Origin of the sequence: Pseudomonas fulva, from assembly GCF_023517795.1 — a bacterium.
In the GTDB taxonomy this organism is placed as follows: domain Bacteria; phylum Pseudomonadota; class Gammaproteobacteria; order Pseudomonadales; family Pseudomonadaceae; genus Aquipseudomonas; species Aquipseudomonas fulva_D.
The window spans coordinates 4,973,933-4,994,416 of record NZ_CP082928.1; the positions used below are offsets into that span (position 1 = coordinate 4,973,933).

Here is a 20,484-nt window from a genome sequence, read left to right on the forward strand (position 1 = left end):
GACAGGGCGGGCCTGCAGTTCCAGGCCGTTGAAAAACGTAGGCGAGGTCGCTGATGCGAGGCAAAAACAGGCGAAAAAGCGGAGTTTACGTGTTGTAAATGAGCATTTTGAGCCTGGTTTTAACGAAGCAGCGGCAACGCAGGTAGTTTTTTCAACAGCCTGGTAAACGTCTTTTGTGGATGATCGAACATGACCCCTACAGCAGTTCAGGGCACCCCTTCCAACACCCCCCATTCCCTGCAGGCGATACGCAGCCAGTTGCTCTTCACCCTGTACAGCGGCCTGGCCTTGCTGGTGATGTACACCCTGCTGCGCGTCGCCTTGCTGGTCTACAACCGCGAGCTGATCGGCGACACGCCGGGCGCCGCATTCGTCGAGGCCTTCTACAACGGCCTGCGTTTCGACCTGCGGGTGGTGGTCTACGCCTGCGCGCCGCTGCTGATCGCCTTGCTCAGCACCCGCGCCATGCTGGCCCGCGGCTGGCAGCGCCTGTGGCTGACGGTCTTCGCCAGCGTGACGCTGTTTCTCGGCCTGGCCGAGCTGGATTTCTACAAGGAATTCCACCAGCGCCTGAACAGCCTGGTGTTCCAGTACCTGCAGGAAGACCAGGCCACGGTGATGAGCATGCTGTGGAATGGGTTTCCGGTGGCGCGCTACCTGGTCGCCTGGTTCGTCATCACCGGCCTGTTGTGGTGGATGTTCAGCCGCTTCGATCGCGCCAGCCGCCCCCAGGTGGCGGCCCGTGCTGGCGGCGCACGGCCCGCGGTGGCCTGGTACTGGCGGGTGTCGGTGTTCTTCCTGTGCCTGCTGATCGCGGTGATCGCCGCCCGCGGCCACCTGCGCCAGGGCCCGCCGCTGCGCTGGGGCGATGCCTATACCACCGAATCGATGTTCGCCAACCAGCTGGGCCTCAATGGCACCCTGACCCTGTTCACCGCGGCCCAGGCGAGCTTCGGCCCGCACCGTGACAACACCTGGCAATCGACCCTGGACGACCAGCAGGCCCGGCAGATCACCCGCGACATGCTGCTGACCGTGGACGACCAACTGGTCGATGCCGACAGCGCTGCCATCCGCCGCGTCTATACGCCGCCGGGCGACAAGACCCTGCCGATCCGCAACGTGGTGGTCATCCTGATGGAGAGCTTTGCCGGGCATTCGGTCGGCGCCCTTGGTGCGCCCGGCAATATCACCCCGTATTTCGACAAGCTGAGCCGGGAGGGGCTGCTGTTCGACCGTTTCTTCTCCAACGGCACCCACACCCACCAGGGCATGTTCGCCACCATGGCGTGCTTCCCGAACCTGCCCGGCTTCGAATACCTGATGCGCACGCCTGAAGGTGCCCACAAGTTCTCCGGCCTGCCGCAGCTGCTGGGCGCCCGTGGCTACGACAACCTGTACGTCTACAACGGCAACTTCCAATGGGACAACCAGTCCGGCTTCTTCAGCAACCAGGGCATGACCCGCTTCATCGGCCGTGAGGACTTCGTCGACCCGGTGTTCATGGACCCCACCTGGGGGGTGTCCGACCAGGACATGTTCGACCGCGGCGCCCTGGAACTGAAGACCAACTACGGCGAGAAGCCTTTCTATGCGCTGTTGCAGACGCTTTCCAACCACACGCCCTATGCCCTGCCGAAAGACCTGCCGGTCGAGCCGGTGATGATCAACGGCAAGGAAGATCTGCACCGCACCGCCATGCGTTATTCGGACTGGGCGCTGGGGCAGTTCTTCGAGAAGGCGCGCAGGGAGCCGTATTTCAAGCAGACGCTGTTCGTGGTCGTGGGCGACCATGGTTTTGGCGGCTTCGACCAGGTCACGGAGATGGATCTGCAGCGCTTCAACGTGCCGCTGCTGCTGATCGCCCCGGGCATTCAGGAGAAATTCGGCAAGGTCAGTCATACCGTCGGCACCCAGGTGGATATCGTGCCGACCATCATGGGCCGCCTGGGTGGCGAGGTACGCCATCAGTGCTGGGGACGCGACCTGCTCAATCTGCCTGAGGGCGATGGTGGCGTGGGCGTGATCAAGCCGTCCGGCGGCGATCAGACCGTGGCCATCGTCACCGCCGAGCACGTGCTGGTACAGCCCAAGGATTTCGAACCACGTTTCTATCGCTATCGGCTGGGGGCGAAACCCACCGCCACGCGGATAGACGGGCCCGTGGACGAAGCGCTGAAAAAACGTATGGAAGGCTTCCTGCAAACCGCTACCAAGAGTTTGCTGGATAACACGGCTGGGGTGGTGGACGGCATGCCGGATAAACCCAAGCCCTGAAACGCAAAAAAAAACCGGCGCCTGGCGCCGGTTTTTTATGGGTGGAGCGATTTAGCTGCAGCCTTCGACGTAGAACACCGCCGGAGGCAAACCGATGCGCCAGCGCGTTACCACGCCGTCGGGATCGGTCTCGAACACCATCCGCGCTTCGCTATCGATATAGGGCGTGACGATAAAGTCCGTCGCACCTTGGACATACTTGTTGGGCTGCTCTTCGAAGCGCCCTGGGTAGGTGGCGCGGATCTGCTGGGCGCTGCTGCCCACCTGCAGGCCGCGGGGTGCCTTGCGCTCGCGGCTGTCGATGTCGTAACGCACGAACTGGCCGTTCTCGAGCATGAACGAGGAGCCGAAACCCTTGGCCGGACGCGGATCCTGGAACAGCTGGCGGCAGCTGTCCGAGCCGCCACCGTCACGCAGCGAGCCCTTCCAGGCGGCGCGCACGGCCGTTTCGTCGCTGCCGAAACGGGCACTGGCAAAGCCGGCGAAGGGACTGAGATCCTCCTTTTCCTGCAGCTTGGGCGGGCTGCTCTGGGCGGCGGAGGCGGTCTTGGCGGGGGTATTGCTGGCGTCGCTGCAGGCGCTCAGCGCCAGAATACTGGTCATTACAACAGCGGAAATTGAAAGCGTACGGTTCGCCATGAAAATCCAACCTTCGTCTCGAATGGGAACGGCCGCACCTGAGCGCGGCCGAATCGGTGAGGCATGAGACCGGTCGAATCGAGGCATTTGCATGCCGGAATATCAGTCCAAAGGCCCGCTGCGTATGCAGGCTTTTTGCCGCAGTCTCATGCTGCGTGGCGTTTGGCCACATTTTCCGAAAAAAGATCCCGGCTTTTATCCAGATGTTGATCGACCAGCCACTTGCCGTGGGCAATAGAGGCCTGCTGGGCCTTGGTCAGGTCATCGAGAAAGGCTCCGTTGACCGGCAGCGACAGACGTCGCGTGGTGCGACCGTCCGGTGTGGTGATACGGCAACCGCCGGCCCAGGGTGTGGGGATGCCGGGGTGCTCCATGACTTCGGCACTGATGTAGTGGTCGCGGTAAGTGCACTGCAGCGTACTCATGGTGTGTACCTCGTGGGTCTGGCCCAGGCGGCAGGGTGATCATGGCGCTGCCGTCAGGGCGTGGCTTCACCCTCGTGTATAGCACGGCGTTGCCGGCCGGCGAGGCGGGCCGACGAGCTGCGGGGGCAAAGATAGTTGGATGACCGCAGGCCACCTGCGGTCTATCCTTGAGAGGCGTGCTGCGCGATTCGGGCACGCGTCTTCAGACCAGTTCGTACCCGCGAGTGTCATCACGGTGCGCCGTGTGTTGCATGTTGAGACAGATCGCCGGTTCCACGGCGTATCAATTTCCTCGTCCGATGGAGATCAACTATGAGCACGATTCTGCACGAAGATGTTGGTAGCGGCATTCTGCGCCGTATGAAGGAAGGCGGATTCGATTTCGCCAGCGTCCATCCCATCGAGTTCTACGCCATCTTTCCCGACCGCGCCCGGGCCCTCAAGGCCACCCACAACTTTCGCGGCGAAAGCCTGCATGCCCAGGTCACCGAGCGTGACGAGGGCGACTGGTACCTGCAGGTCAGCAAGGTGATGCACGTCACGCCTGCCGGCATCGGCGATTTCGCCCAGGATCTGGAGTCGGTGGTGATTCCCCTCGGCGGCGAACTCGATGGCTGGGGCGTGACCCAGCAGCTGAACCCGGTCAGCCGCCAGGGGTAACCGCAGAGGCCGACAGGCCGTTGAAAGCCTACCTACGTTGCCATTGCGGCGTTGAAAACAACCTCGAAATGCTCATGTACAACTCGTACACGCCGCTTTTTCGGTTGCCTTCGCCTTGCACCGGCTGCCTCGCCTAGGTTTTTCAACGCCCCTGCTAAAGGCCATTTTTCCAGAGCGTCACCAGATCCCGGGGGGCCTGCTCCTCGGGAACGTTCAGCACCAACTCCTCCTGCGCGCGCTGTGCGCAGGTCTGCAGCTCGATCCGGTAGAAGCGCTGGTCACTGCGGCCGGCCTCCCTGCTGGCAACCGGCAGGCAGGCTTCCAGCAACGAACACACCTGCCCACGCTGGTCCGGGTCGCACTGGGCAAAGTCGATCTCGCGGGGGCGACTGAGCGTGGCGATGGCCGCGAAGCCGCCTTGCCGGGAAATGCGCACCAACGCCTGGTCGGTCAGCGGAGGCAGCTTGTTCATGATGCGCCGCCCTCTACGCCCACGTCACGCCAGGCCTGCGCCACTGCGGCGGCCTCCGTGGAGCCCTGGCCGAAACGCCGTGCGGCGCGATCCACGCACAGGCGGGCGAATTCGCTGAAGTCGGCATCGTTGGCCAGGCGTTCATCGCACAGCGTGTCGTACCAGATCAGCCCGGCTTTCTCCCAGGCATGGCCTCCCAGCGCCTTGGCGGCCAGATAGAAGGCGCGGTTGGGAATGCCCGAATTGATGTGCACGCCGCCGTTGTCCTCGCGGGTCTGCACGAAATCGCGCATGTGCCCGGGCTGCGGATCCTTGCCCAGCAATGGGTCGTCGTAAGCGCTGCCGGGTGCCGACATCGAGCGCAGCCCCTTGCCGTTCACCGACTCGGTGAGCAGGCCGGCACCGATGATCCAGTCCGACGCCTCGACCGTCTGCTGCAGTGCGTACTGCTTGGTAAGGATGCCGAACACGTCGGAAAGCGATTCGTTGAGCGCGCCGGACTGGTTGACGTAGACCAGCGCCGCCTCGCTGTCGATCACCCCATGGGTCAGTTCGTGAGCGACCACGTCGAGGGCGATGGTGAAACGGTTGAAGATCTCGCCGTCACCGTCGCCGAAGACCATCTGCTCGCCGTTCCAGAAGGCGTTCTCATAGCGTTGGCCATAGTGCACGGTGCCGATCAGCGGCAGGCCGTTGCCGTCGATGGAATGGCGGCCGAGCACCTCGTGGAAGAACCGGTAGGTGGCGCCCAACGCGTCGTAGGCTTCGTCGACGGCGTCGTCGCCGGTGGCCGGCTGGCCCTCGCTGCGGGCGAGCTGGCCAGGCAGCTGCATCTGCTGCTGCGCGTCGAAAATGCTGCGCTCGGGTTGGCCGGCGGGCAGCAGCTGGCGCGCTTGCACGTTGCTCGGGCGCGGCCTGCCGTTGTTGTGCCTGAGGGAGCTGACGTGCTGCAGGGTGTTGCGCGCACAGTCGCGCTGGCGCTCGGAGCCGTGGCCGATGATACGGTCGAGGATGTAGGGCGGTATCAGGCTGTTCATCGTGCGTTCCTTGTCCGGAGAAGCGTGGCGGCCAGGTCGATACCTGACCTCTCACAGGTGGGAACGCATTGCGCCGGCAATGTTTCTGTCGCACCGACATTTCTGGACAAAAGGGCATGACAGAAAAGTGCAATCCTTTGCCGCCTCGCCTGTCAGAGATTCCATGGGGGCAGCCATGCCCCCGCCAGCCTGATTGATCGTGATGCCTGCGGATCGCGCACGCCCTTGCCTGGGCCTGTCGCTCGCGCTTCAAGATGGTGCAAGGCGCGTTCGGTTTTAAAATAAGTAATTGATATTAAAGGAATAAAACCGCTGGCTCGGCGCTTGCAGTGTACGGGTCGAACAGGGCTGCAAGGAGTACAGCATGACCCGCACCTTTTACGACGAAATGCACCTGCCCGACGGTAGCTGCCGCACCCATTATCAGGCCTTTTCCCGCTGGCTGCAGGAAACCCCCCAGGATCTGCTCGACCAGCGCCGCCGTGAGGCGGACCTGCTCTTCCACCGTGCCGGCATCACCTTCACCCTGTATGGCGATGCCCAGGGCACCGAGCGCCTGATTCCCTTCGACATCATTCCGCGCAGCATCCCGGCCAGCGAGTGGCGCATCGTCGAGCGTGGCTGCATCCAGCGCGTGCAGGCGCTGAACATGTTCCTCGCCGACCTGTACCACGACCAGCGCATCATCAAGGCCGGCCTGATCCCCGCCGAGCAGGTGCTGGCCAACGAGGGTTACCAGCTGGCGATGCAGGGCCTCGACCTGCACCGCGACCTCTATGCGCACATCGCCGGGGTCGACCTGGTGCGTGACGGCGACGGCACCTATTACGTGCTCGAGGACAACCTGCGTACACCCAGCGGCGTGAGCTACATGCTCGAAGACCGCAAGATGATGATGCGCCTGTTCCCCGAGCTGTTCGCCAACCAGCGCATCGCGCCCATCGACCATTACCCCAGCCTGCTGCTCGATACCCTGAAGAGCGCCAGCCCGCTCGACAACCCGACCGTGGTGGTGCTGACCCCCGGGCGCTTCAACAGCGCCTATTTCGAACATGCCTTCCTGGCCCGGGAGATGGGCGTCGAGCTGGTGGAGGGCGCCGATCTGTTCGTGCGCGACGACAAGCTGTTCATGCGTACCACCGCCGGGGCCAGGCAGGTCGATGTGGTCTATCGTCGCCTCGACGACGCCTTCCTCGATCCGCTGGCCTTCAACCCGGAGTCCATGCTCGGCGTGCCCGGGCTGTTGTCGACCTATCGCTCGGGCAACGTGGTGCTGGCCAATGCCATCGGTACCGGGGTGGCGGACGACAAGTCGATCTACCCCTATGTCGGCGAGATGATCCGCTTCTACCTGGACGAGGAGCCGATTCTCAAGAACGTGCCGACCTGGCAATGCCGCAAGCCGGCGGAGCTGTCCCACGTGCTGGCCAACCTCAAGGACCTGGTGGTCAAGGAAACCCAGGGCTCGGGCGGCTACGGCATGCTGGTCGGCCCGGCGGCCAGCAATGCGGAGATCGAGGCCTTTCGCCTGCGCCTGATCGCCCGGCCGGGAGCCTATATCGCCCAGCCGACCCTGTGCCTGTCGACCTGCCCGACGTTCGTCGAGAACGGCATCGCGCCGCGCCACATCGACCTGCGTCCCTTCGTGCTGTCCGGCAAGGAAACGCGCATCGTGCCGGGCGGCCTGACCCGGGTGGCGCTGCGCGAAGGCTCGCTGGTGGTCAATTCGTCGCAAGGCGGCGGTACCAAGGACACCTGGGTGGTGGAGGACTGAGACATGTTGAGTAGAACCGCCTCCGATCTGTACTGGATGTCCCGCTACCTGGAACGTGCGGAAAACCTGGCACGCATGCTGGACGTCAGCTACTCGCTGTCGCTGATGCCCCAGGACGGGCGCCGTGACGGCCTCGACGAACTGGCGATGCCGCTGCTGATCACCGGCACCCTGGAGGATTACCAGCAACGCCACGGTGCGCTGCACGCCGAGCGCATCCTGCATTTCTTCGCCCTGGACGCGCAGAACCCGGCGAGCATCTACAGCTGCCTGGGCGCGGCGCGCAGCAATGCCCACGCCGTGCGCGGACGCATCACCGCCGACATGTGGGAAAACATCAATGCCACCTGGCTGGAGATCCGCGGCATCGCCGAGCAGGGCCTGGGCCGTTATGGCATCAGCCGTTTCTGCGAGTGGGTCAAGGAGCGCTCCCACCTGTTTCGCGGCGCCACCTTCGGTACCATCGTGCGCGGCGAGGCCTACCGTTTCATTCGCCTGGGTACCTTCATCGAGCGCGCCGACAATACCTTGCGCCTGCTCGACTCACGCTACGAGCTGCTCGGCGAGGACGTCGACGATGCCGATGGCCGGCCCGCCCACAGCTACTACCAGTGGAGCGCCTTGCTGCGCGCACTGTCGTCGTTCGAGGCCTTTGCCGAGGTCTATCGAGGCTCGCCGGGCGCCCGCAAGGTCTCGGAATTGCTGCTGCTGCGCGGCGAGGTGCCGCGCTCGCTGAGCGCGTGCATGGACGAGCTGTACCAGATGCTCGCCGGCCTGCCCGGCGACAACGGTCGACCCGCGCAGCGCCTGGCGGCCGAACTCAATGCGCGGCTGCGCTACACCAGCATCGATGAAGTGCTGGAGGAAGGGCTGCACGTCTGGCTGACCGAGTTCATCGAGCAGATTCACGAGCTCGGCAGCGCCATCCACACGTCCTATCTGGAGGTCGCATGAGACTGTCCATCCGTCACAACACCACCTATCACTACGAGGATCAGGTGCGGGCCAGCATCCAGTACCTGCGCCTCACGCCCCACGACAGCGCCCGCCAGCAGATACTCGACTGGCAGCTGGATTTGCCGCGGCCCGTTCGCGCACAGCGTGACCCCTACGGCAACATCCTCCACGTGCTGACCCTGGACGAGCCCCACGAGTCGATCGTCATCGGCGCCCGGGGCCTGGTGGAGATCGACGAGTCGAGCGATGCCGAGCACGAAAGCCAATCGGCGCTGCCGTTCCTGCGCTTCACCCGGCTGACCGATGCCGATGCGGCGTTGCGCGACTTCGCCTGGACGCAGTGCGCCCAGCGTCGCGATCGCCATGCGCTGATCGACCTGATGCACGGCCTCAATGCGCATATCCGCTATCAGCCCGGTTCGACCGCCGTGGAGACCAGCGCGGCCGAAGCCTTCGCCGGGCGTCAGGGCGTTTGTCAGGACCACGCCCATGCGTTCATCGCCTGCACGCGCAGCCTGGGCATCCCGGCGCGTTACGTATCCGGCTATCTGGTCGCCGACAACCAGGATCACCTGGCCAGCCATGCCTGGGCCGAAGCCTGGCTGGACGGCGCCTGGTACAGCTTCGACGTGACCAACTGCCTGGCCCGGCCCGAGCGGCATCTGAAGCTGGCGATCGGCCTGGATTACCTGGATGCCTGCCCGGTACGCGGCATGCGCCGCGGCGGTGGTAGCGAGCGGATGATGGCGCGGGTCGACGTCGAGCCACTGATCAGCGTACAGGTGCAGTGATCCACGGGCATCTTCGTCCCTGGTCGGCGCCATCCCGGCATGGCTTGCGGTCATGGGGGGATGGCTTCTAGCATGGCCGCTTTGCCCGAAGGGGGAGGCCATGCTGGCCGAGTTGTTTGCTGTATTGGCGCCGGTGATCATCGTCTCCGGCGTCGGCTATGCCTGGGCCCGTAGCGGTCAGGCCTATCCCACCGATTTCATCGCCCGCCTGGTATTGACCATCGGTACGCCGAGCCTGGTGCTGGCCACCCTGAGTCGTGCGGATATCGATCCCAAGGCATTTACCAGCATGGCCCTGGGCTGCGTACTGGTAACCGCCTGCATGGGCCTATTCGGGGCGCTGTTCAGCCGTTTGTTCCGCCAGCAGTGGAAGGTACTGGTCCCGGCGTTCCTGTTTCCCAATACCGGCAATATGGGCCTGCCCATCAGCCTGTATGCCTTTGGCGAGCATGGCCTGGCACTGGCCGTGGCCTTTTTCCTGACCCTGTCGATCATGCAGTTCAGCGTCGGCATCGCCCTGTCGGGCAATGCCGCTTCCATCAAGGATTTGCTGCGCAACCCGATTCTGGTCAGCCTGTTGCTGGCGCTGCCGATGATTTTCATGGACCTGCAACTGCCGCGCTGGCTGGCCAATACCGTCGGTCTGGTGGGTGGCATGACCATTCCGCTGATGCTGCTGACCCTGGGCGTTTCGCTGGCCAGTATCCGCCTGCACCACCTGGGCTCCGGGCTGGTGCTGGGCGCGCTGCGTATCGTTCTGGGGGCGGGCGTCGGCTGGGGCATCGGCGCGGCGATGGGGCTGGAGCCGCTGACCCACGCCGTGCTGGTGGTACAGTCGGCCATGCCGGTGGCGGTGTTCAACTATCTGTTCGCGGTGCGCGCCAATCGCTCACCCGAACAGGTCGCCAGCCTGGTGATGTGCTCGACGCTCCTGGCGATCGCCTGGTTGCCGCTGATCCTGGCGTGGTGGATGCCGCGGGTCAACTGAGCGGCCTAGCCGATCATGCGGCTCAGGTTGGGAAGAATCAGCAAGACGGCGGTGGCAAAGAGAATCAGCCCCGCCTGGCGGAATTTCGGTTTGTTGAACATGGCCGTTCGCCTTTTGATTGTTGTGATGGGCCGTGATTACCGCTTCGTCCCCAGTGCCTCGGCAAAACCCGACGGCGTATGTATTGACTGTAGAGGGAGCGGCTGGGTTTTTTAGATCGCTTGTTTCTAACGAAATGCGAGAGGGCATCTGCAAGGATATGGAACCCTTTCGCGCTTGCGTATAGCCCCGGCGCCAGACGCTATGGGGCTCGCAACGCATTGCCGACAGCCACTGACCGTTCGTCCGGACCTTTTCACCACCATAAAAAAACCGGCCACTTGGGCCGGTTCTCCTGGCTGGTCGATCAATTGTCCAACTGCTCACGAATGACCTTGCCGCTCTTGCCATCCACGCGGAATTCGTAAAGGCGGTTGTCCTGCTTGGTGCCTTCACCTTCCCAGTAGCCGGCGTCGTCCGCCTCGATCTTGTGGATCTGGGTGAAACCGGCCTGCTTGGCGCTGTTCAGCGCCTGCTCGATGCTGATCCAGTCGGCGCCCGGGCGGTCGGCCATGGCGAAGCCGGCGCTCATGGCGGCAGCGGCGGTGAGGGCAGTCAGGGTCTTCTTGAGCATCGTGGAACTCCTTTACTGGTTGGAATGAACGCGCCCGAATTCAGGCACTGCAGATTTGGAGTCTGACGCTTCGCTTCGGGTTCAGGTAAAACTGCCCTGGTTCGGTGCAGGCGCTGCTGCCTGGCTCGCCGTCGCAGAGGACAGAGCCGGGTGCTGCATGCTCGCTGCCAGCAGGGGCAGGGCGATAGCCAGGTAAAGGCCGATGGCGCCCAGGGCACCGTTGCGTGCGTATCGAATGGTCTGGCTGTGCATGGCGTTTGCGCTCGTCGGTGGCCCCGGGGGCCGATTGGCCAATCATCGGTCCGCTGGCGCGGGCGCAGAAGTAAATGCTGCTTATGGCGGTTATCGAATCGGCTGATGACTCCAATAGCGGCATGCCTCTTGCCTTGATGGAGCCGCCAAGGCAGGCTTTGACTGCTCCATCATTTTTTCAGGTACCGTCATGTCGCTGCAGATCTGCATTCTGGAAACCGACATCCTGCGCCCCGAGCTGGTCGACCAGTACCAGGGCTACGGCAAGATGTTCGAACGTCTCTTCACTGGCCAGGCCATTGCAGCCAGCTTCCATGTATTCAACGTGATGCAGGGCGACTACCCGCCCAGCGAAGCGCGCTTCGATGCGTACCTGGTCACCGGCAGCAAGGCCGATTCGTTCGCCACCGATCCCTGGATCGAAACGCTCAAGCGCTATCTGCTCGAACGCTATAGGGCGGGCGACAAGTTGCTGGGCATCTGCTTTGGTCACCAGTTGCTGGCCCTGCTGCTCGGCGGCAAGGCCGAGCGCGCCAGTGGCGGTTGGGGCGTGGGCGTCCATCGCTACCAACTGACCGAACAGCCGGACTGGATGACGCCGGCACTGGATGAATTGACGCTGTTGATCAGCCATCAGGATCAGGTCACCCGGTTGCCGGAAAACGCCACGCTGCTGGCCACCAGCCCGTTCTGTGCCCATGCGGCCTACCGCATCGGTGACCAGGTGCTGTGCTTCCAGGGCCACCCCGAGTTCGTGCCCGAGTATTCCCGCGCGTTGCTGGACATTCGTCAGCAGCACATCGGCGAAGCCACCTACCGTGCAGCGGTCGATACCCTGAACCAGGATCACCACGGGCGTACCGTTGGCGAGTGGATGCTGCGCTTCGTGGCCCATGGCAAGGCGGCTCAGCCGGCCTGATCGCCCCAAAAGCGGCGCATAAAAAAACGGCCCTTGCGGGCCGTTTTCCGTTCCGGCATGGCGCCTTGCGTGGAGGCGCCTGCCGACATGCTTACAGCGCTTCGGCTGCAGCCTCTGCTTGCGGGGCATCTTCGGCCTGGGGCTGTTCCGGCTTGACCTCGACGAAAGTCAGCTGCAGACGCTCGCTGCTCCAGGCGCGGGTCTTGTTGGTCAGCTCCAGGTTGTTGTTCAGGGTCTGGCCGTAGGAGGGGATGATCTCTTTCAGCTTGGCCTGCCACTCGGGCGTATTGATCTTGTCCTTGAAGGTACGCTCCATCAGGTGAAGCATGATCGGCGCGGCAGTGGAGGCGCCTGGCGAGGCACCCAGCAGTGCGGCGATGGAGCCGTCCTCGGAACTGACCACTTCGGTGCCGAACTGCAGGATGCCGCCTTTCTCGGGATCCTTCTTGATGATCTGCACGCGCTGGCCGGCCTGGATCAGTTCCCAGTCCTTGTCCTGCGCTTCGGGGAAGTATTCGCGCAGCGAGTGCATGCGGTCTTCCTGGCTGAGCATCAGTTGGCCGATCAGGTAGGTGCTGAGCGAGAAGTTGTCGATACCCGCATTGATCATCGGCGAAATGTTGTGGGTGGTGATGGTGCCGAACATGTCCAGCAGCGAACCCTTTTTCAGGAACTTGGTGGAGAAGGTGGCAAACGGCCCGAACAGGATGACTTTCTCGCCATCGATCACCCGGGTATCCAGGTGCGGAACCGACATGGGTGGCGAGCCTACCGATGCCAGACCATACACCTTGGCCTGGTGCCTGGCGGCGATTTCCGGGTTACGGGTAACCAGGAACGAGCCGCCAACCGGGAAGCCGGCGTAGCCTTCCGCTTCCGGAATGCCGGATTTCTGCAGCAGCTTGAGCGCGCCGCCGCCTGCACCGATGAACACGAACTTGGCATTGACGGTGCTCAGCTTGTCGCCGTTGGCCAGGTCGGCCATGGTGACGTTCCAGGTGCCGTCGTCGGCGCGAGTGATATCGCGTACTTCCTGCTGCACATGGACATTGAACACGTCCTTTTTCTGCGACAGGTTGTTCAGCAACTGGTTGGTGATTTCACCGAAATTGACATCGGTGCCTGTCTGTACCCGAGTCGCGGCGATTTTCTGGCCGGGCTCGCGGCCTTCCATCACCAGCGGGATCCACTCCTGGATCTGAGCGGGGTCGTCGGAAAACTCCATGTTGCGGAACAGCGAGCTGTGCTGCAGGGCGTCATAGCGCTTCTTCAGGAACTCGGTGTTCTTGTCGCCCCACACGAAACTCATGTGCGAAACGTTGTTGATGAAGGACTTCGGGTTTTTCAGCACGCCCTGGTCGACCTGGTAGGCCCAGAACTGCTTGGAGATCTCGAACGATTCGTTGATCGCCACGGCCTTGCTGATGTCGATGGTGCCGTCGGCCTTTTCCGGTGTGTAGTTCAGCTCGGCGAGCGCCGAGTGACCGGTACCGGCGTTATTCCAGGCGTTGGAGCTCTCGCTGGCGACCTCGGGCAGGCGCTCGTACAGGTCGATTTTCCAGGTTGGCTCCAGCTCGTTGAGGTAGGTGCCGAGGCTCGCACTCATGATGCCCCCGCCGATCAGCAGGACGTCCACGGATTTTTCCGGTTCGGGTTGCTTGGCGCAGCCGAGCGCACTCAAGCACAGTAGGGACAGCAGGAGTTTCTTCATTAGACAGACCATTTCCAGTGATGTAATTGCATGGCCGCAAGACCGACGTTGGTGCCGCTCCGGATGATGGAGTGGCAGCGCCTGTTGCATGCGGCCAGGTTTCGTTCTGCGAAACCGATCAGTCCCGGTGATTTTTTGAAGCGCCGGGCATTTACCTTTCATGTGCGCGCTTTCGTCGCAGGCTGGCCCCGAAAAGCAATATGCATGCCTAAATCCTTGGCCATCACTGAGCTAGTGATCTGTATCAATTTCCCTATGACGTTTCTGTGAGTGGGTGGCGAAATCCCGCCTCTGAATCGCTGTATAGCGCTCCGTGGGTGGCGGGTTCTCGCCTAATTGCTCATCACCGCACCACCAGTGCCCTGGCTGCCGCCCCCGGTGCCCGGCGTAGCCGGAGCAGTGGAACCGCCAGGCGAACCCGTTTGTGGAGCAGAGCCGCCCTGGGGGCCGGCTCCCGGCGTGGTGGAGGAGGGCTGACGTTGAAGATTCTGTTCTGCCGGCCGCTGCCCCGCGTCGTTCCGCCTGGCGGGGGAGTTGAGGGTGCTGCGGGGCGCCTGCTGCCCAGGCTGCTGTTGGGGATCCATCGCCTGGCCCGTGCCGCTTTCGCTGGCAGGCGGTGCGCCGGTGCGCTCACGAACCATTTCGTCGCCGATTCTGTCGCGTTGCTGTTGCAACGACATGCCGTTGTCATCTGCCTGTACGCCAGCGCTGAGCGAAGCTGCGAGCAGCAGCGCCAATCCCGTGAGTTTGTTCATGACCGTCTCCAGAGGGTTGCCGTGTGATCAGGTGACTGCCCATGCTCTGGCAATGTTCAGGGAATCTTCCCGCAGGACCGCGCAGCGGCTGAATGGAGGCCCGATGCCGAGGCTGGACGCGCCGGCGGCGAAAATCAGGGAAGGGGTCTACCCTGATAGCAGCTCGGCAGCCGCGGGCTCTGCCATGCCGGTTGACGGCGATTCGGTGGCAGGCGGCGGGCTGTCGACTCTGCAGAATCGAACCCCGGCCGTTCTCTGGCCTCAGAGGACAGGTCTCAACAACAAAGAGGTCGTTCACATGATCTATGCCAAACCCGGTACCGCAGGCGCCGTCGTTACCCTGAAATCGCGCTACGGCAACTACATCGGCGGCGAGTTCGTCGCGCCGGTGGGCGGTCAGTACTTCACCAACACCAGCCCGGTGGATGCCTCGGCCATCGGTGAATTCCCACGCTCCGACGCCAAGGACATCGACAAGGCCCTGGACGCCGCCCATGCCGCTGCCGAGGCCTGGGGCAAGGCGTCGGTGCAGGAGCGCGCGCTGATCCTCTTGAAGATCGCCGACCGCATCGAGGCCAACCTCGAGCTGCTGGCCGTGGCCGAGACCTGGGACAACGGCAAGGCGGTGCGCGAGACCCTGAATGCCGACGTGCCCCTGGCTGCCGACCACTTCCGCTACTTTGCCGGCTGCATCCGCGCCCAGGAAGGCACCTCGGCGGAAATCAACGAGCACACCGCCTCCTACCACTTCCACGAGCCCCTGGGCGTGGTCGGGCAGATCATCCCCTGGAACTTCCCGCTGCTGATGGCCGCCTGGAAGCTGGCGCCGGCCCTGGCGGCGGGCAACTGCGTGGTGTTGAAACCCGCCGAGCAGACGCCGCTGTCGATCACCCTGCTGGCCGAGATCATCGGCGACCTGCTGCCAGCGGGCGTGCTCAATATCGTCCAGGGTTATGGCCGTGAAGCCGGCGAGGCCCTGGCCACCAGCACCCGCATCGCCAAGATCGCCTTTACCGGCTCCACGCCGGTGGGCTCGCACATCATGAAATGCGCCGCCGCCAATATCATCCCGAGCACCGTGGAGCTGGGCGGCAAGAGCCCGAACATCTTCTTCGAAGACATCATGAACGCCGAGCCGGCGTTTATCGAAAAGGCCGCCGAAGGGCTGGTGCTGGCCTTCTTCAACCAGGGCGAGGTGTGCACCTGCCCGTCCCGGGCGCTGGTGCAGGAGTCGATATTCGAACCGTTCATGAACGAGGTGATGAAGAAGATCAAGGCCATCAAGCGCGGCAACCCGCTGGACACCGACACCATGGTCGGCGCCCAGGCCTCGCAGCAGCAGTACGACAAGATCCTCTCCTACCTGGAGATCGCCCAGCAGGAAGGCGCCGAGCTGCTGGCCGGCGGCGCCACCGAGAAGCTCGAGGGTGATCTGGCCGGCGGCTATTACATCCAGCCGACCCTGCTCAAGGGCACCAACACCATGCGTGTGTTCCAGGAGGAAATCTTCGGCCCGGTGGTCGGCGTGACCACCTTCAAGGACGAAGCCGAAGCCCTGGCCATCGCCAACGACACCGAGTTCGGCCTGGGCGCCGGCGTGTGGACGCGCGACATCAACCGCGCCTACCGCATGGGCCGCGGCATCAAGGCCGGCCGCGTCTGGACCAACTGCTACCACCTGTACCCGGCGCACGCTGCCTTTGGCGGCTACAAGAAGTCCGGGGTCGGGCGCGAAACCCACAAGATGATGCTCGACCACTATCAGCAGACCAAGAACCTGCTGATCAGCTACGACATCCATCCGCTGGGCTTCTTCTAAAGCGCCCAGGCGTTACGGAAAACGCGGCCTCGGCCGCGTTTTCTTTTAGTTGCCGGCGCCGCGCTGCAAGGCGCCTTGCAGCGGCAAATCCCAGGGGGGAATGGGGCCGAAGCGGTTTTTCAGGAACTCCAGCAGCAGGCGGCTGCGTGAGTCGGTGTCGCGCTCCAGGCGCAGCGCGTAGATGCCGCTGGGCTCCGGCGCCGGCAGGCCGTTATCGCAGAACAGCGCCACCAGTTCGCCACGCACCAGGTATTCGCTGACCAGCCAGGTCGGCAAATGCGCCACGCCCAGGCCCGCCAGCACGCTGAACACCAGGGTCTCGGCATTGTTGGCGGTCATGCGCAGGCGGCGAGGGCGGTACACCGCCAGCTTGCCCCCGTTCTCGAAGCGCCAGGCGTAGGCGGGGGCGAGGCCATCCCAGTCCAGTCCATCGTGCTCCAGCAGTTCTGCCGGGGTTCGCGGCACACCCCGGCGTTCCAGGTAGGCCGGGCTGGCGCACACCACGCGGACCATCGGCGCCAGCGGCGTCGCCACCAGGCGGGTATCGGCCAGGGGGCCGATGCGCAGCACCAGATCCACTTCGCCCAAATGGGTGCCATGCAGATCGATAAAGCTGTCGATCAGCCTGAGTTGCACGTCCAGCCCTGGATAGGCAGTGAGAAAGTCGGCAATCGCCGGCGCCAGGTGACGACGACCAAACGGCGCAGGGGCGTCGATGCGGATCAGCCCCTCCGGGGCGCTGCTCAACGACACCGCCTCGGCACGCGCCAGGTGCAATTCGGCGAGAATCCGCCGGGCCCGTTCGGCGAATGCCAGCCCGGCCGGGGTGGCGCGCACCGCATGGGTGCTGCGGCTGAACAGGCTGCAATCGAGGGAGCGTTCCAGGGCATCGATGCGCCGTGACACGGCCGACGGCGTGAGCGGATGCAGCCTGGCGGCGGCGGAAAAGCTGCCGCTCTCCAGTACGTCGAGAAACAGGCTGAGCTGGTCGGTCAGGGCATCGGGATTCATGCAGGGCTCGTTGTGCGCATTTTGCATAGCCATTATGCCGGGCTGTGCGTTACCCATCCAGCGGGTGATGGGTAGCATGCGCTCACCCTGTTTGAACGAGATGAACCATGGATCTGCTCGCGTTTGCCCTGAATATCCTGCTCGGCCTGGCACTTGGCACCCTTGGGGGGCTGTTCGGAATTGGCGGCGGTCTGATCGCGATTCCGGCACTGGGCGTGTTGTTCGGGCTGGATCAGCAACTTGCCCAGGGCACGGCACTGGTGATGGTGGTGCCCAATGTGTTGCTGGCGCTGTGGCGTTATCACCAGCGCAATCGCATCGACCTGCGCCATGCCCTGGCCCTGGCCCTGAGCAGCTTCGTGTTTGCATTGTTCGGGGCGAGCTGGGCGGTCAATCTCGACCCCGAGTCGATGCGCCTGGCCTTCGTGGGCTTTCTAATCGCCCTGGCGTTCTACAACCTGCTGCGCATGTTCCTGCGTTCACCGGCGGCGTCGGGCCAGTTGCGCCATCCCTGGCCGTGGCTGAGCGTGCTGGGCAGTGGCTCGGGCTTGCTGGGCGGGCTGTTCGGTGTCGGCGGCGCGGTGATCGCCACCCCGATTCTCACCAGCGTATTCGGCACCTCCCAGGTGGTGGCACAAGGTTTGTCGTTGGCACTGGCAGCACCCAGCACCGGGGTGACCTTGGCTACCTACGCCCTGCATGACCACGTGCAGTGGGCGTTGGCCATTCCTTTGGCGATCGGCGGGCTGCTCAGCATCAGCTGGGGCGTACGCCTGGCTCATGCCCTGCCGGAGCGCCAGTTACGCGTGCTGTTTACCGCGTTCCTGCTGGTCTGCGCGTTGGTGCTGGGCCTCAAAGCCTGAAGCCTTCGAGAATCTGTTCGGCCAGCGCCTCGCTGGCCGGTGAACGGGTGCGCTCGTTGCGCAGCAGCATCACGCTGGCCATCGGCAGTTCCGGCATGCCTTCAGCGTGGCCGAGAATGCGCAGGTCGGCGGTGATCAGGCTGCGCAGCTGGGCGGTGATCGCCAGCCCGGCGCTGACAGCTGCCATGATCGCCGACAGGCTCGGGCTGCTGTAGGCGATTCGGTAGCTGCGCGACTGCGCCTCCAGTGCGTTACAGGCCCAGGTACGGCAAAAACACTGGGTGTTGAACATCGCCAGCGGCAGCGGATCGGCCTCGTGCAGATTGGCCGTCGAGGCCTGGGCCCAGACCAGATGTTCCTGGCGCAGCAACTCACCGATCTCCGAACCGGGCTCGCGCGTGACGATGGTCAGATCCAGGTCGCGGCGCTGCAACAGGGCGAACGAGGGTTCGCAGTGCAGCTCTACCTGAACCAGCGGATAGGCCTGGGCGAAGCGGATCAGGATGCCCTGCATGAAACGCATCACGTAGTCATCCGGCGTGCCGATGCGCAGGGTACCGACCATGTCGGGTTGGCACAGAATGTTGAGCGCCTCGGTGTGCAGCTGAAGAATGCGCCTGGCATAGCCCAGCAGCATTTCGCCCTCGGCGGTCAGGCTGAGCTGGCGGCCCTCACGCTGAAACAACGGCCGGCCGATCACATCGTCCTCGAGGCGCTTCATCTGCATGCTCACCGCCGACTGCGTGCGGTTGACCGCGTCAGCGGCCCGGGTGAAGCCACCGTAATCGGCTATCGCGACAAAGGTGCGCAGCAATTCGCTGTCGATAGTAGGGGCCTGCGCCATTCATCAATCTCCGAGATGTATCGCATAAGAAACATTCGTTGGATTGATCTTATCCCTGGGCCGACACTGAAATCCATCCCTTCAGGAGGAAGAACAGATGGATCATCAGCTATGTGTCGAACTGGCCGGTCAGCGTCAGCCCCTGAGTCTTGTCGGCTGGTTGAAAAATCGTGTCGCACGGGTGCGCCGTTGGCAGCAGCTGGCGTCACTCAGCGACGCGGCGTTGAAGGACCTGGGGCTCAACCGCAGTGAGGTGTTCAAAGAGATACAGCGGCCGTTCTGGGACGACCCGCTGTGCAAGTAGGCGGCCTGCGGTTGGTCGATTCGGCGCGATGGGTTACCGTATTTTTTTCATTCGTCGTTGGGTGCAGCCATGTCGATCACCGCCAGCTTGTCTGCCGCCCAGGCACGGCGCGCGGTGCTTGCCGCGCAAGGGTTCGTGCCGCGCCCGCGATCGGGGCCGCCTGGCAGCCGCGCGGTCAATGGCGTGATCGAGCGGCTGGGCCTGCTGCAGATCGACTCGGTGAATGCCGTGGTGCGCTCGCATTACCTGCCCCTGTATTCACGCCTCGGCCACTACGATCCGCAGTTGTTGCAGCTGGCCGCCTGGAGCAAGGGCCGGCAGCGCACGCTGTTCGAATACTGGGGGCATGAGGCCTCCCTGCTGCCATTCGACTATTACCCGCTGCTGCGCTGGCGCATGCAGCGAGCGAAGGAGGGGCGCGGGATCTACAAGGCGCTGGCAGCGCTGGGGCGCGAGCAGCAACCGTTGATTCGCGAGGTGCTGCAGGCGGTCGTAGAACGCGGCGCACTGGGCGCCGGCAGCCTGGCCGGGGAGCGCTCGCGCAGCAGCCCCTGGTGGGGGTGGACGGCGCAAAAGCAGGCACTGGAATGGCTGTTCGCCGCAGGTGAAGTGACGGTAGCCGGTCGTCGCGGCTTCGAGCGGCTATACGATCTGCCGGAGCGGGTGCTGCCGGCATCCCTGCTGGCACAGCAGCTTGGCGAGGCCGATGCACAACGTTCGCTGGTGCTGCAGGCGGCCAGGGCGCTGGGCGTGGCGACCGAGCGAGACCTGCGCGATTACTTTCGTCTGCAGCCGGGTGACTGCCGGGCACGCTTGCAGGAGCTGCTCGAGGATGGCGCCTTGAGCCTTGTCCGCGTGCAGGGCTGGGCGCAGCCGGCGTACTGCGTCGCGCCCTTGAAAGTGCCGCGTCGGGTGGCGGCCTGCACGCTGCTGTCGCCCTTCGATTCGCTTATCTGGGAGCGCTCGCGGACCGAGCGGCTGTTCGATTTCCGCTATCGGCTGGAAATCTACACCCCACAACACCAGCGCGTGTATGGCTACTACGTGCTGCCGTTTCTGTTCGGCGAGCGGATCGTCGCGCGGCTGGACGTGCGTGCCGAGCGGAGCCAGGGCTGCCTGGCGATCCATGGGGTGCATGAGGAGCACCCCGGGTTGGACGAGGACGGCATCGCGGCGCTGGCAGGCGCGGTAAGGCGCCTGGCCGACTGGCTGGGCCTGAGTGCCATCCGCATCGCCTGCCAGCGTGGCGAAGGCTTGCGCCTGGCGGCGCAGTTCTAATCGCCGCAACCCCCATCGGCAATCGCTTGCGCTAC

21 protein-coding genes are annotated in these 20,484 nt (G+C 63.9%); 11 read left to right on the forward strand and 10 right to left on the reverse strand.

The window, feature by feature from the left end:
• The first annotated feature begins 189 nt into the window (after positions 1–189).
• Complete coding sequence (locus K8U54_RS22965) at positions 190–2,277, forward strand: LTA synthase family protein (protein ID WP_249907969.1); 2,088 nt, start codon at positions 190–192, stop codon at positions 2,275–2,277.
• A 51-nt stretch (positions 2,278–2,328) separates the two neighbouring features.
• Here K8U54_RS22965 and K8U54_RS22970 read toward each other — a convergent pair whose 3' ends face one another.
• Positions 2,329–2,880, reverse strand: a complete 552-nt coding sequence (locus tag K8U54_RS22970; protein WP_249907970.1) for a hypothetical protein — start codon at positions 2,878–2,880, stop codon at positions 2,329–2,331.
• A gap of 182 nt (positions 2,881–3,062) precedes the next feature.
• The gene (locus tag K8U54_RS22975; RefSeq protein WP_249907971.1) at positions 3,063–3,341 is read right to left on the reverse strand and encodes a hypothetical protein; all 279 of its coding nucleotides are present in this window, start codon (positions 3,339–3,341) and stop codon (positions 3,063–3,065) included.
• Positions 3,342–3,653: 312 nt separating this feature from the next.
• Between K8U54_RS22975 and K8U54_RS22980 the strand changes: the two genes are divergently transcribed.
• On the forward strand, positions 3,654–4,001 hold the full coding sequence (locus tag K8U54_RS22980; RefSeq protein ID WP_249907972.1) for a ribonuclease E inhibitor RraB: 348 nt from the start codon (positions 3,654–3,656) through the stop codon (positions 3,999–4,001).
• 154 nt (positions 4,002–4,155) lie between these two features.
• Here the strand turns inward: K8U54_RS22980 and K8U54_RS22985 are convergent, their stop codons facing one another.
• Both K8U54_RS22985 and K8U54_RS22990 read right to left on the reverse strand, forming a co-directional pair.
• Positions 4,156–4,473 carry a protealysin inhibitor emfourin gene (locus K8U54_RS22985; RefSeq protein WP_249907973.1) on the reverse strand — a complete coding sequence of 106 codons (318 nt, stop codon included), beginning with the start codon at positions 4,471–4,473 and terminating at the stop codon, positions 4,156–4,158.
• Positions 4,470–5,510 carry a M4 family metallopeptidase gene (locus tag K8U54_RS22990; RefSeq protein ID WP_249907974.1) on the reverse strand — a complete coding sequence of 347 codons (1,041 nt, stop codon included), beginning with the start codon at positions 5,508–5,510 and terminating at the stop codon, positions 4,470–4,472. Before K8U54_RS22990 ends, K8U54_RS22985 begins: the two co-directional genes overlap by 4 nt.
• 364 nt (positions 5,511–5,874) lie before the next feature.
• Between K8U54_RS22990 and K8U54_RS22995 the strand changes: the two genes are divergently transcribed.
• The 4 genes from K8U54_RS22995 (at position 5,875) to K8U54_RS23010 (ending at position 10,020) form a co-directional block, all read left to right on the forward strand.
• Positions 5,875–7,284, forward strand: a complete 1,410-nt coding sequence (locus K8U54_RS22995) for a circularly permuted type 2 ATP-grasp protein (protein ID WP_249907975.1) — start codon at positions 5,875–5,877, stop codon at positions 7,282–7,284.
• Positions 7,285–7,287: 3 nt separating this feature from the next.
• Positions 7,288–8,238, forward strand: a complete 951-nt coding sequence (locus K8U54_RS23000) for an alpha-E domain-containing protein (RefSeq protein ID WP_249907976.1) — start codon at positions 7,288–7,290, stop codon at positions 8,236–8,238.
• Positions 8,235–9,032, forward strand: coding sequence for a transglutaminase family protein (locus K8U54_RS23005; protein ID WP_249907977.1), 798 nt, complete (start codon positions 8,235–8,237; stop codon positions 9,030–9,032). The genes K8U54_RS23000 and K8U54_RS23005 overlap by 4 nt, the downstream gene beginning before the upstream one ends.
• Before the next feature lie 100 nt (positions 9,033–9,132).
• Positions 9,133–10,020, forward strand: a complete 888-nt coding sequence (locus tag K8U54_RS23010) for an AEC family transporter (protein WP_249907978.1) — start codon at positions 9,133–9,135, stop codon at positions 10,018–10,020.
• A gap of 406 nt (positions 10,021–10,426) precedes the next feature.
• On the opposite strand, the gene K8U54_RS23015 is transcribed toward K8U54_RS23010, so the two are convergent.
• Positions 10,427–10,693 carry a PepSY domain-containing protein gene (locus K8U54_RS23015; protein WP_249907979.1) on the reverse strand — a complete coding sequence of 89 codons (267 nt, stop codon included), beginning with the start codon at positions 10,691–10,693 and terminating at the stop codon, positions 10,427–10,429.
• 81 nt (positions 10,694–10,774) lie between these two features.
• Positions 10,775–10,945 carry a hypothetical protein gene (locus K8U54_RS23020; protein WP_249907980.1) on the reverse strand — a complete coding sequence of 57 codons (171 nt, stop codon included), beginning with the start codon at positions 10,943–10,945 and terminating at the stop codon, positions 10,775–10,777.
• A 190-nt stretch (positions 10,946–11,135) separates the two neighbouring features.
• On the opposite strand from K8U54_RS23020, the gene K8U54_RS23025 reads away from it, so the two are divergent.
• Complete coding sequence (locus tag K8U54_RS23025; RefSeq protein ID WP_249907981.1) at positions 11,136–11,864, forward strand: amidotransferase; 729 nt, start codon at positions 11,136–11,138, stop codon at positions 11,862–11,864.
• A gap of 91 nt (positions 11,865–11,955) precedes the next feature.
• On the opposite strand, the gene mqo is transcribed toward K8U54_RS23025, so the two are convergent.
• A complete protein-coding gene (gene mqo / locus K8U54_RS23030; RefSeq protein WP_249907982.1) occupies positions 11,956–13,575 on the reverse strand; it encodes a malate dehydrogenase (quinone) in 1,620 nt (539 codons plus the stop codon).
• A 332-nt stretch (positions 13,576–13,907) separates the two neighbouring features.
• On the reverse strand, positions 13,908–14,330 hold the full coding sequence (locus tag K8U54_RS23035; protein ID WP_249907983.1) for a hypothetical protein: 423 nt from the start codon (positions 14,328–14,330) through the stop codon (positions 13,908–13,910).
• A gap of 298 nt (positions 14,331–14,628) precedes the next feature.
• Here K8U54_RS23035 and exaC point away from each other — a divergent pair, with 298 nt between their 5' ends.
• Positions 14,629–16,149, forward strand: coding sequence for an acetaldehyde dehydrogenase ExaC (gene exaC / locus K8U54_RS23040; RefSeq protein WP_249907984.1), 1,521 nt, complete (start codon positions 14,629–14,631; stop codon positions 16,147–16,149).
• 45 nt (positions 16,150–16,194) lie between these two features.
• On the opposite strand, the gene K8U54_RS23045 is transcribed toward exaC, so the two are convergent.
• Entirely contained in the window at positions 16,195–17,160 is a 966-nt protein-coding gene (locus K8U54_RS23045) for a LysR family transcriptional regulator (protein WP_249907985.1), read from the reverse strand.
• A 107-nt stretch (positions 17,161–17,267) separates the two neighbouring features.
• On the opposite strand from K8U54_RS23045, the gene K8U54_RS23050 reads away from it, so the two are divergent.
• On the forward strand, positions 17,268–18,023 hold the full coding sequence (locus K8U54_RS23050; RefSeq protein ID WP_249907986.1) for a sulfite exporter TauE/SafE family protein: 756 nt from the start codon (positions 17,268–17,270) through the stop codon (positions 18,021–18,023).
• On the opposite strand, the gene K8U54_RS23055 is transcribed toward K8U54_RS23050, so the two are convergent.
• Positions 18,013–18,867 carry a LysR substrate-binding domain-containing protein gene (locus tag K8U54_RS23055; protein ID WP_249907987.1) on the reverse strand — a complete coding sequence of 285 codons (855 nt, stop codon included), beginning with the start codon at positions 18,865–18,867 and terminating at the stop codon, positions 18,013–18,015. The two genes, K8U54_RS23050 and K8U54_RS23055, sit on opposite strands and share 11 nt — an antisense overlap.
• A 97-nt stretch (positions 18,868–18,964) precedes the next feature.
• Between K8U54_RS23055 and K8U54_RS23060 the strand changes: the two genes are divergently transcribed.
• Together K8U54_RS23060 and K8U54_RS23065 are read left to right on the forward strand one after the other, a co-directional pair.
• Positions 18,965–19,171 (forward strand): DUF1127 domain-containing protein, encoded by a 207-nt coding sequence (locus tag K8U54_RS23060; RefSeq protein WP_249907988.1) that lies wholly within the window; start codon positions 18,965–18,967, stop codon positions 19,169–19,171.
• Between the two features lie 69 nt (positions 19,172–19,240).
• Positions 19,241–20,449: a winged helix-turn-helix domain-containing protein gene (locus K8U54_RS23065; protein WP_249907989.1), complete on the forward strand. Its 1,209-nt coding sequence runs from the start codon at positions 19,241–19,243 to the stop codon at positions 20,447–20,449.
• Positions 20,450–20,484 lie beyond the last annotated feature (35 nt).

What these genes read in the sequence shown, in the direction of transcription:
- K8U54_RS22965 (WP_249907969.1), top strand. Translation starts at nt 190, where the DNA reads ATGACCCCTACAGCAGTTCAGGGCACCCCTTCCAACACCCCCCATTCC.
- K8U54_RS22970 (WP_249907970.1), bottom strand. Translation starts at nt 2,880, where the DNA reads ATGACCAGTATTCTGGCGCTGAGCGCCTGCAGCGACGCCAGCAATACC.
- K8U54_RS22975 (WP_249907971.1), bottom strand. Translation starts at nt 3,341, where the DNA reads ATGAGTACGCTGCAGTGCACTTACCGCGACCACTACATCAGTGCCGAA.
- K8U54_RS22980 (WP_249907972.1), top strand. Translation starts at nt 3,654, where the DNA reads ATGAGCACGATTCTGCACGAAGATGTTGGTAGCGGCATTCTGCGCCGT.
- K8U54_RS22985 (WP_249907973.1), bottom strand. Translation starts at nt 4,473, where the DNA reads ATGAACAAGCTGCCTCCGCTGACCGACCAGGCGTTGGTGCGCATTTCC.
- K8U54_RS22990 (WP_249907974.1), bottom strand. Translation starts at nt 5,510, where the DNA reads ATGAACAGCCTGATACCGCCCTACATCCTCGACCGTATCATCGGCCAC.
- K8U54_RS22995 (WP_249907975.1), top strand. Translation starts at nt 5,875, where the DNA reads ATGACCCGCACCTTTTACGACGAAATGCACCTGCCCGACGGTAGCTGC.
- K8U54_RS23000 (WP_249907976.1), top strand. Translation starts at nt 7,288, where the DNA reads ATGTTGAGTAGAACCGCCTCCGATCTGTACTGGATGTCCCGCTACCTG.
- K8U54_RS23005 (WP_249907977.1), top strand. Translation starts at nt 8,235, where the DNA reads ATGAGACTGTCCATCCGTCACAACACCACCTATCACTACGAGGATCAG.
- K8U54_RS23010 (WP_249907978.1), top strand. Translation starts at nt 9,133, where the DNA reads ATGCTGGCCGAGTTGTTTGCTGTATTGGCGCCGGTGATCATCGTCTCC.
- K8U54_RS23015 (WP_249907979.1), bottom strand. Translation starts at nt 10,693, where the DNA reads ATGCTCAAGAAGACCCTGACTGCCCTCACCGCCGCTGCCGCCATGAGC.
- K8U54_RS23020 (WP_249907980.1), bottom strand. Translation starts at nt 10,945, where the DNA reads ATGCACAGCCAGACCATTCGATACGCACGCAACGGTGCCCTGGGCGCC.
- K8U54_RS23025 (WP_249907981.1), top strand. Translation starts at nt 11,136, where the DNA reads ATGTCGCTGCAGATCTGCATTCTGGAAACCGACATCCTGCGCCCCGAG.
- mqo (WP_249907982.1), bottom strand. Translation starts at nt 13,575, where the DNA reads ATGAAGAAACTCCTGCTGTCCCTACTGTGCTTGAGTGCGCTCGGCTGC.
- K8U54_RS23035 (WP_249907983.1), bottom strand. Translation starts at nt 14,330, where the DNA reads ATGAACAAACTCACGGGATTGGCGCTGCTGCTCGCAGCTTCGCTCAGC.
- exaC (WP_249907984.1), top strand. Translation starts at nt 14,629, where the DNA reads ATGATCTATGCCAAACCCGGTACCGCAGGCGCCGTCGTTACCCTGAAA.
- K8U54_RS23045 (WP_249907985.1), bottom strand. Translation starts at nt 17,160, where the DNA reads ATGAATCCCGATGCCCTGACCGACCAGCTCAGCCTGTTTCTCGACGTA.
- K8U54_RS23050 (WP_249907986.1), top strand. Translation starts at nt 17,268, where the DNA reads ATGGATCTGCTCGCGTTTGCCCTGAATATCCTGCTCGGCCTGGCACTT.
- K8U54_RS23055 (WP_249907987.1), bottom strand. Translation starts at nt 18,867, where the DNA reads ATGGCGCAGGCCCCTACTATCGACAGCGAATTGCTGCGCACCTTTGTC.
- K8U54_RS23060 (WP_249907988.1), top strand. Translation starts at nt 18,965, where the DNA reads ATGGATCATCAGCTATGTGTCGAACTGGCCGGTCAGCGTCAGCCCCTG.
- K8U54_RS23065 (WP_249907989.1), top strand. Translation starts at nt 19,241, where the DNA reads ATGTCGATCACCGCCAGCTTGTCTGCCGCCCAGGCACGGCGCGCGGTG.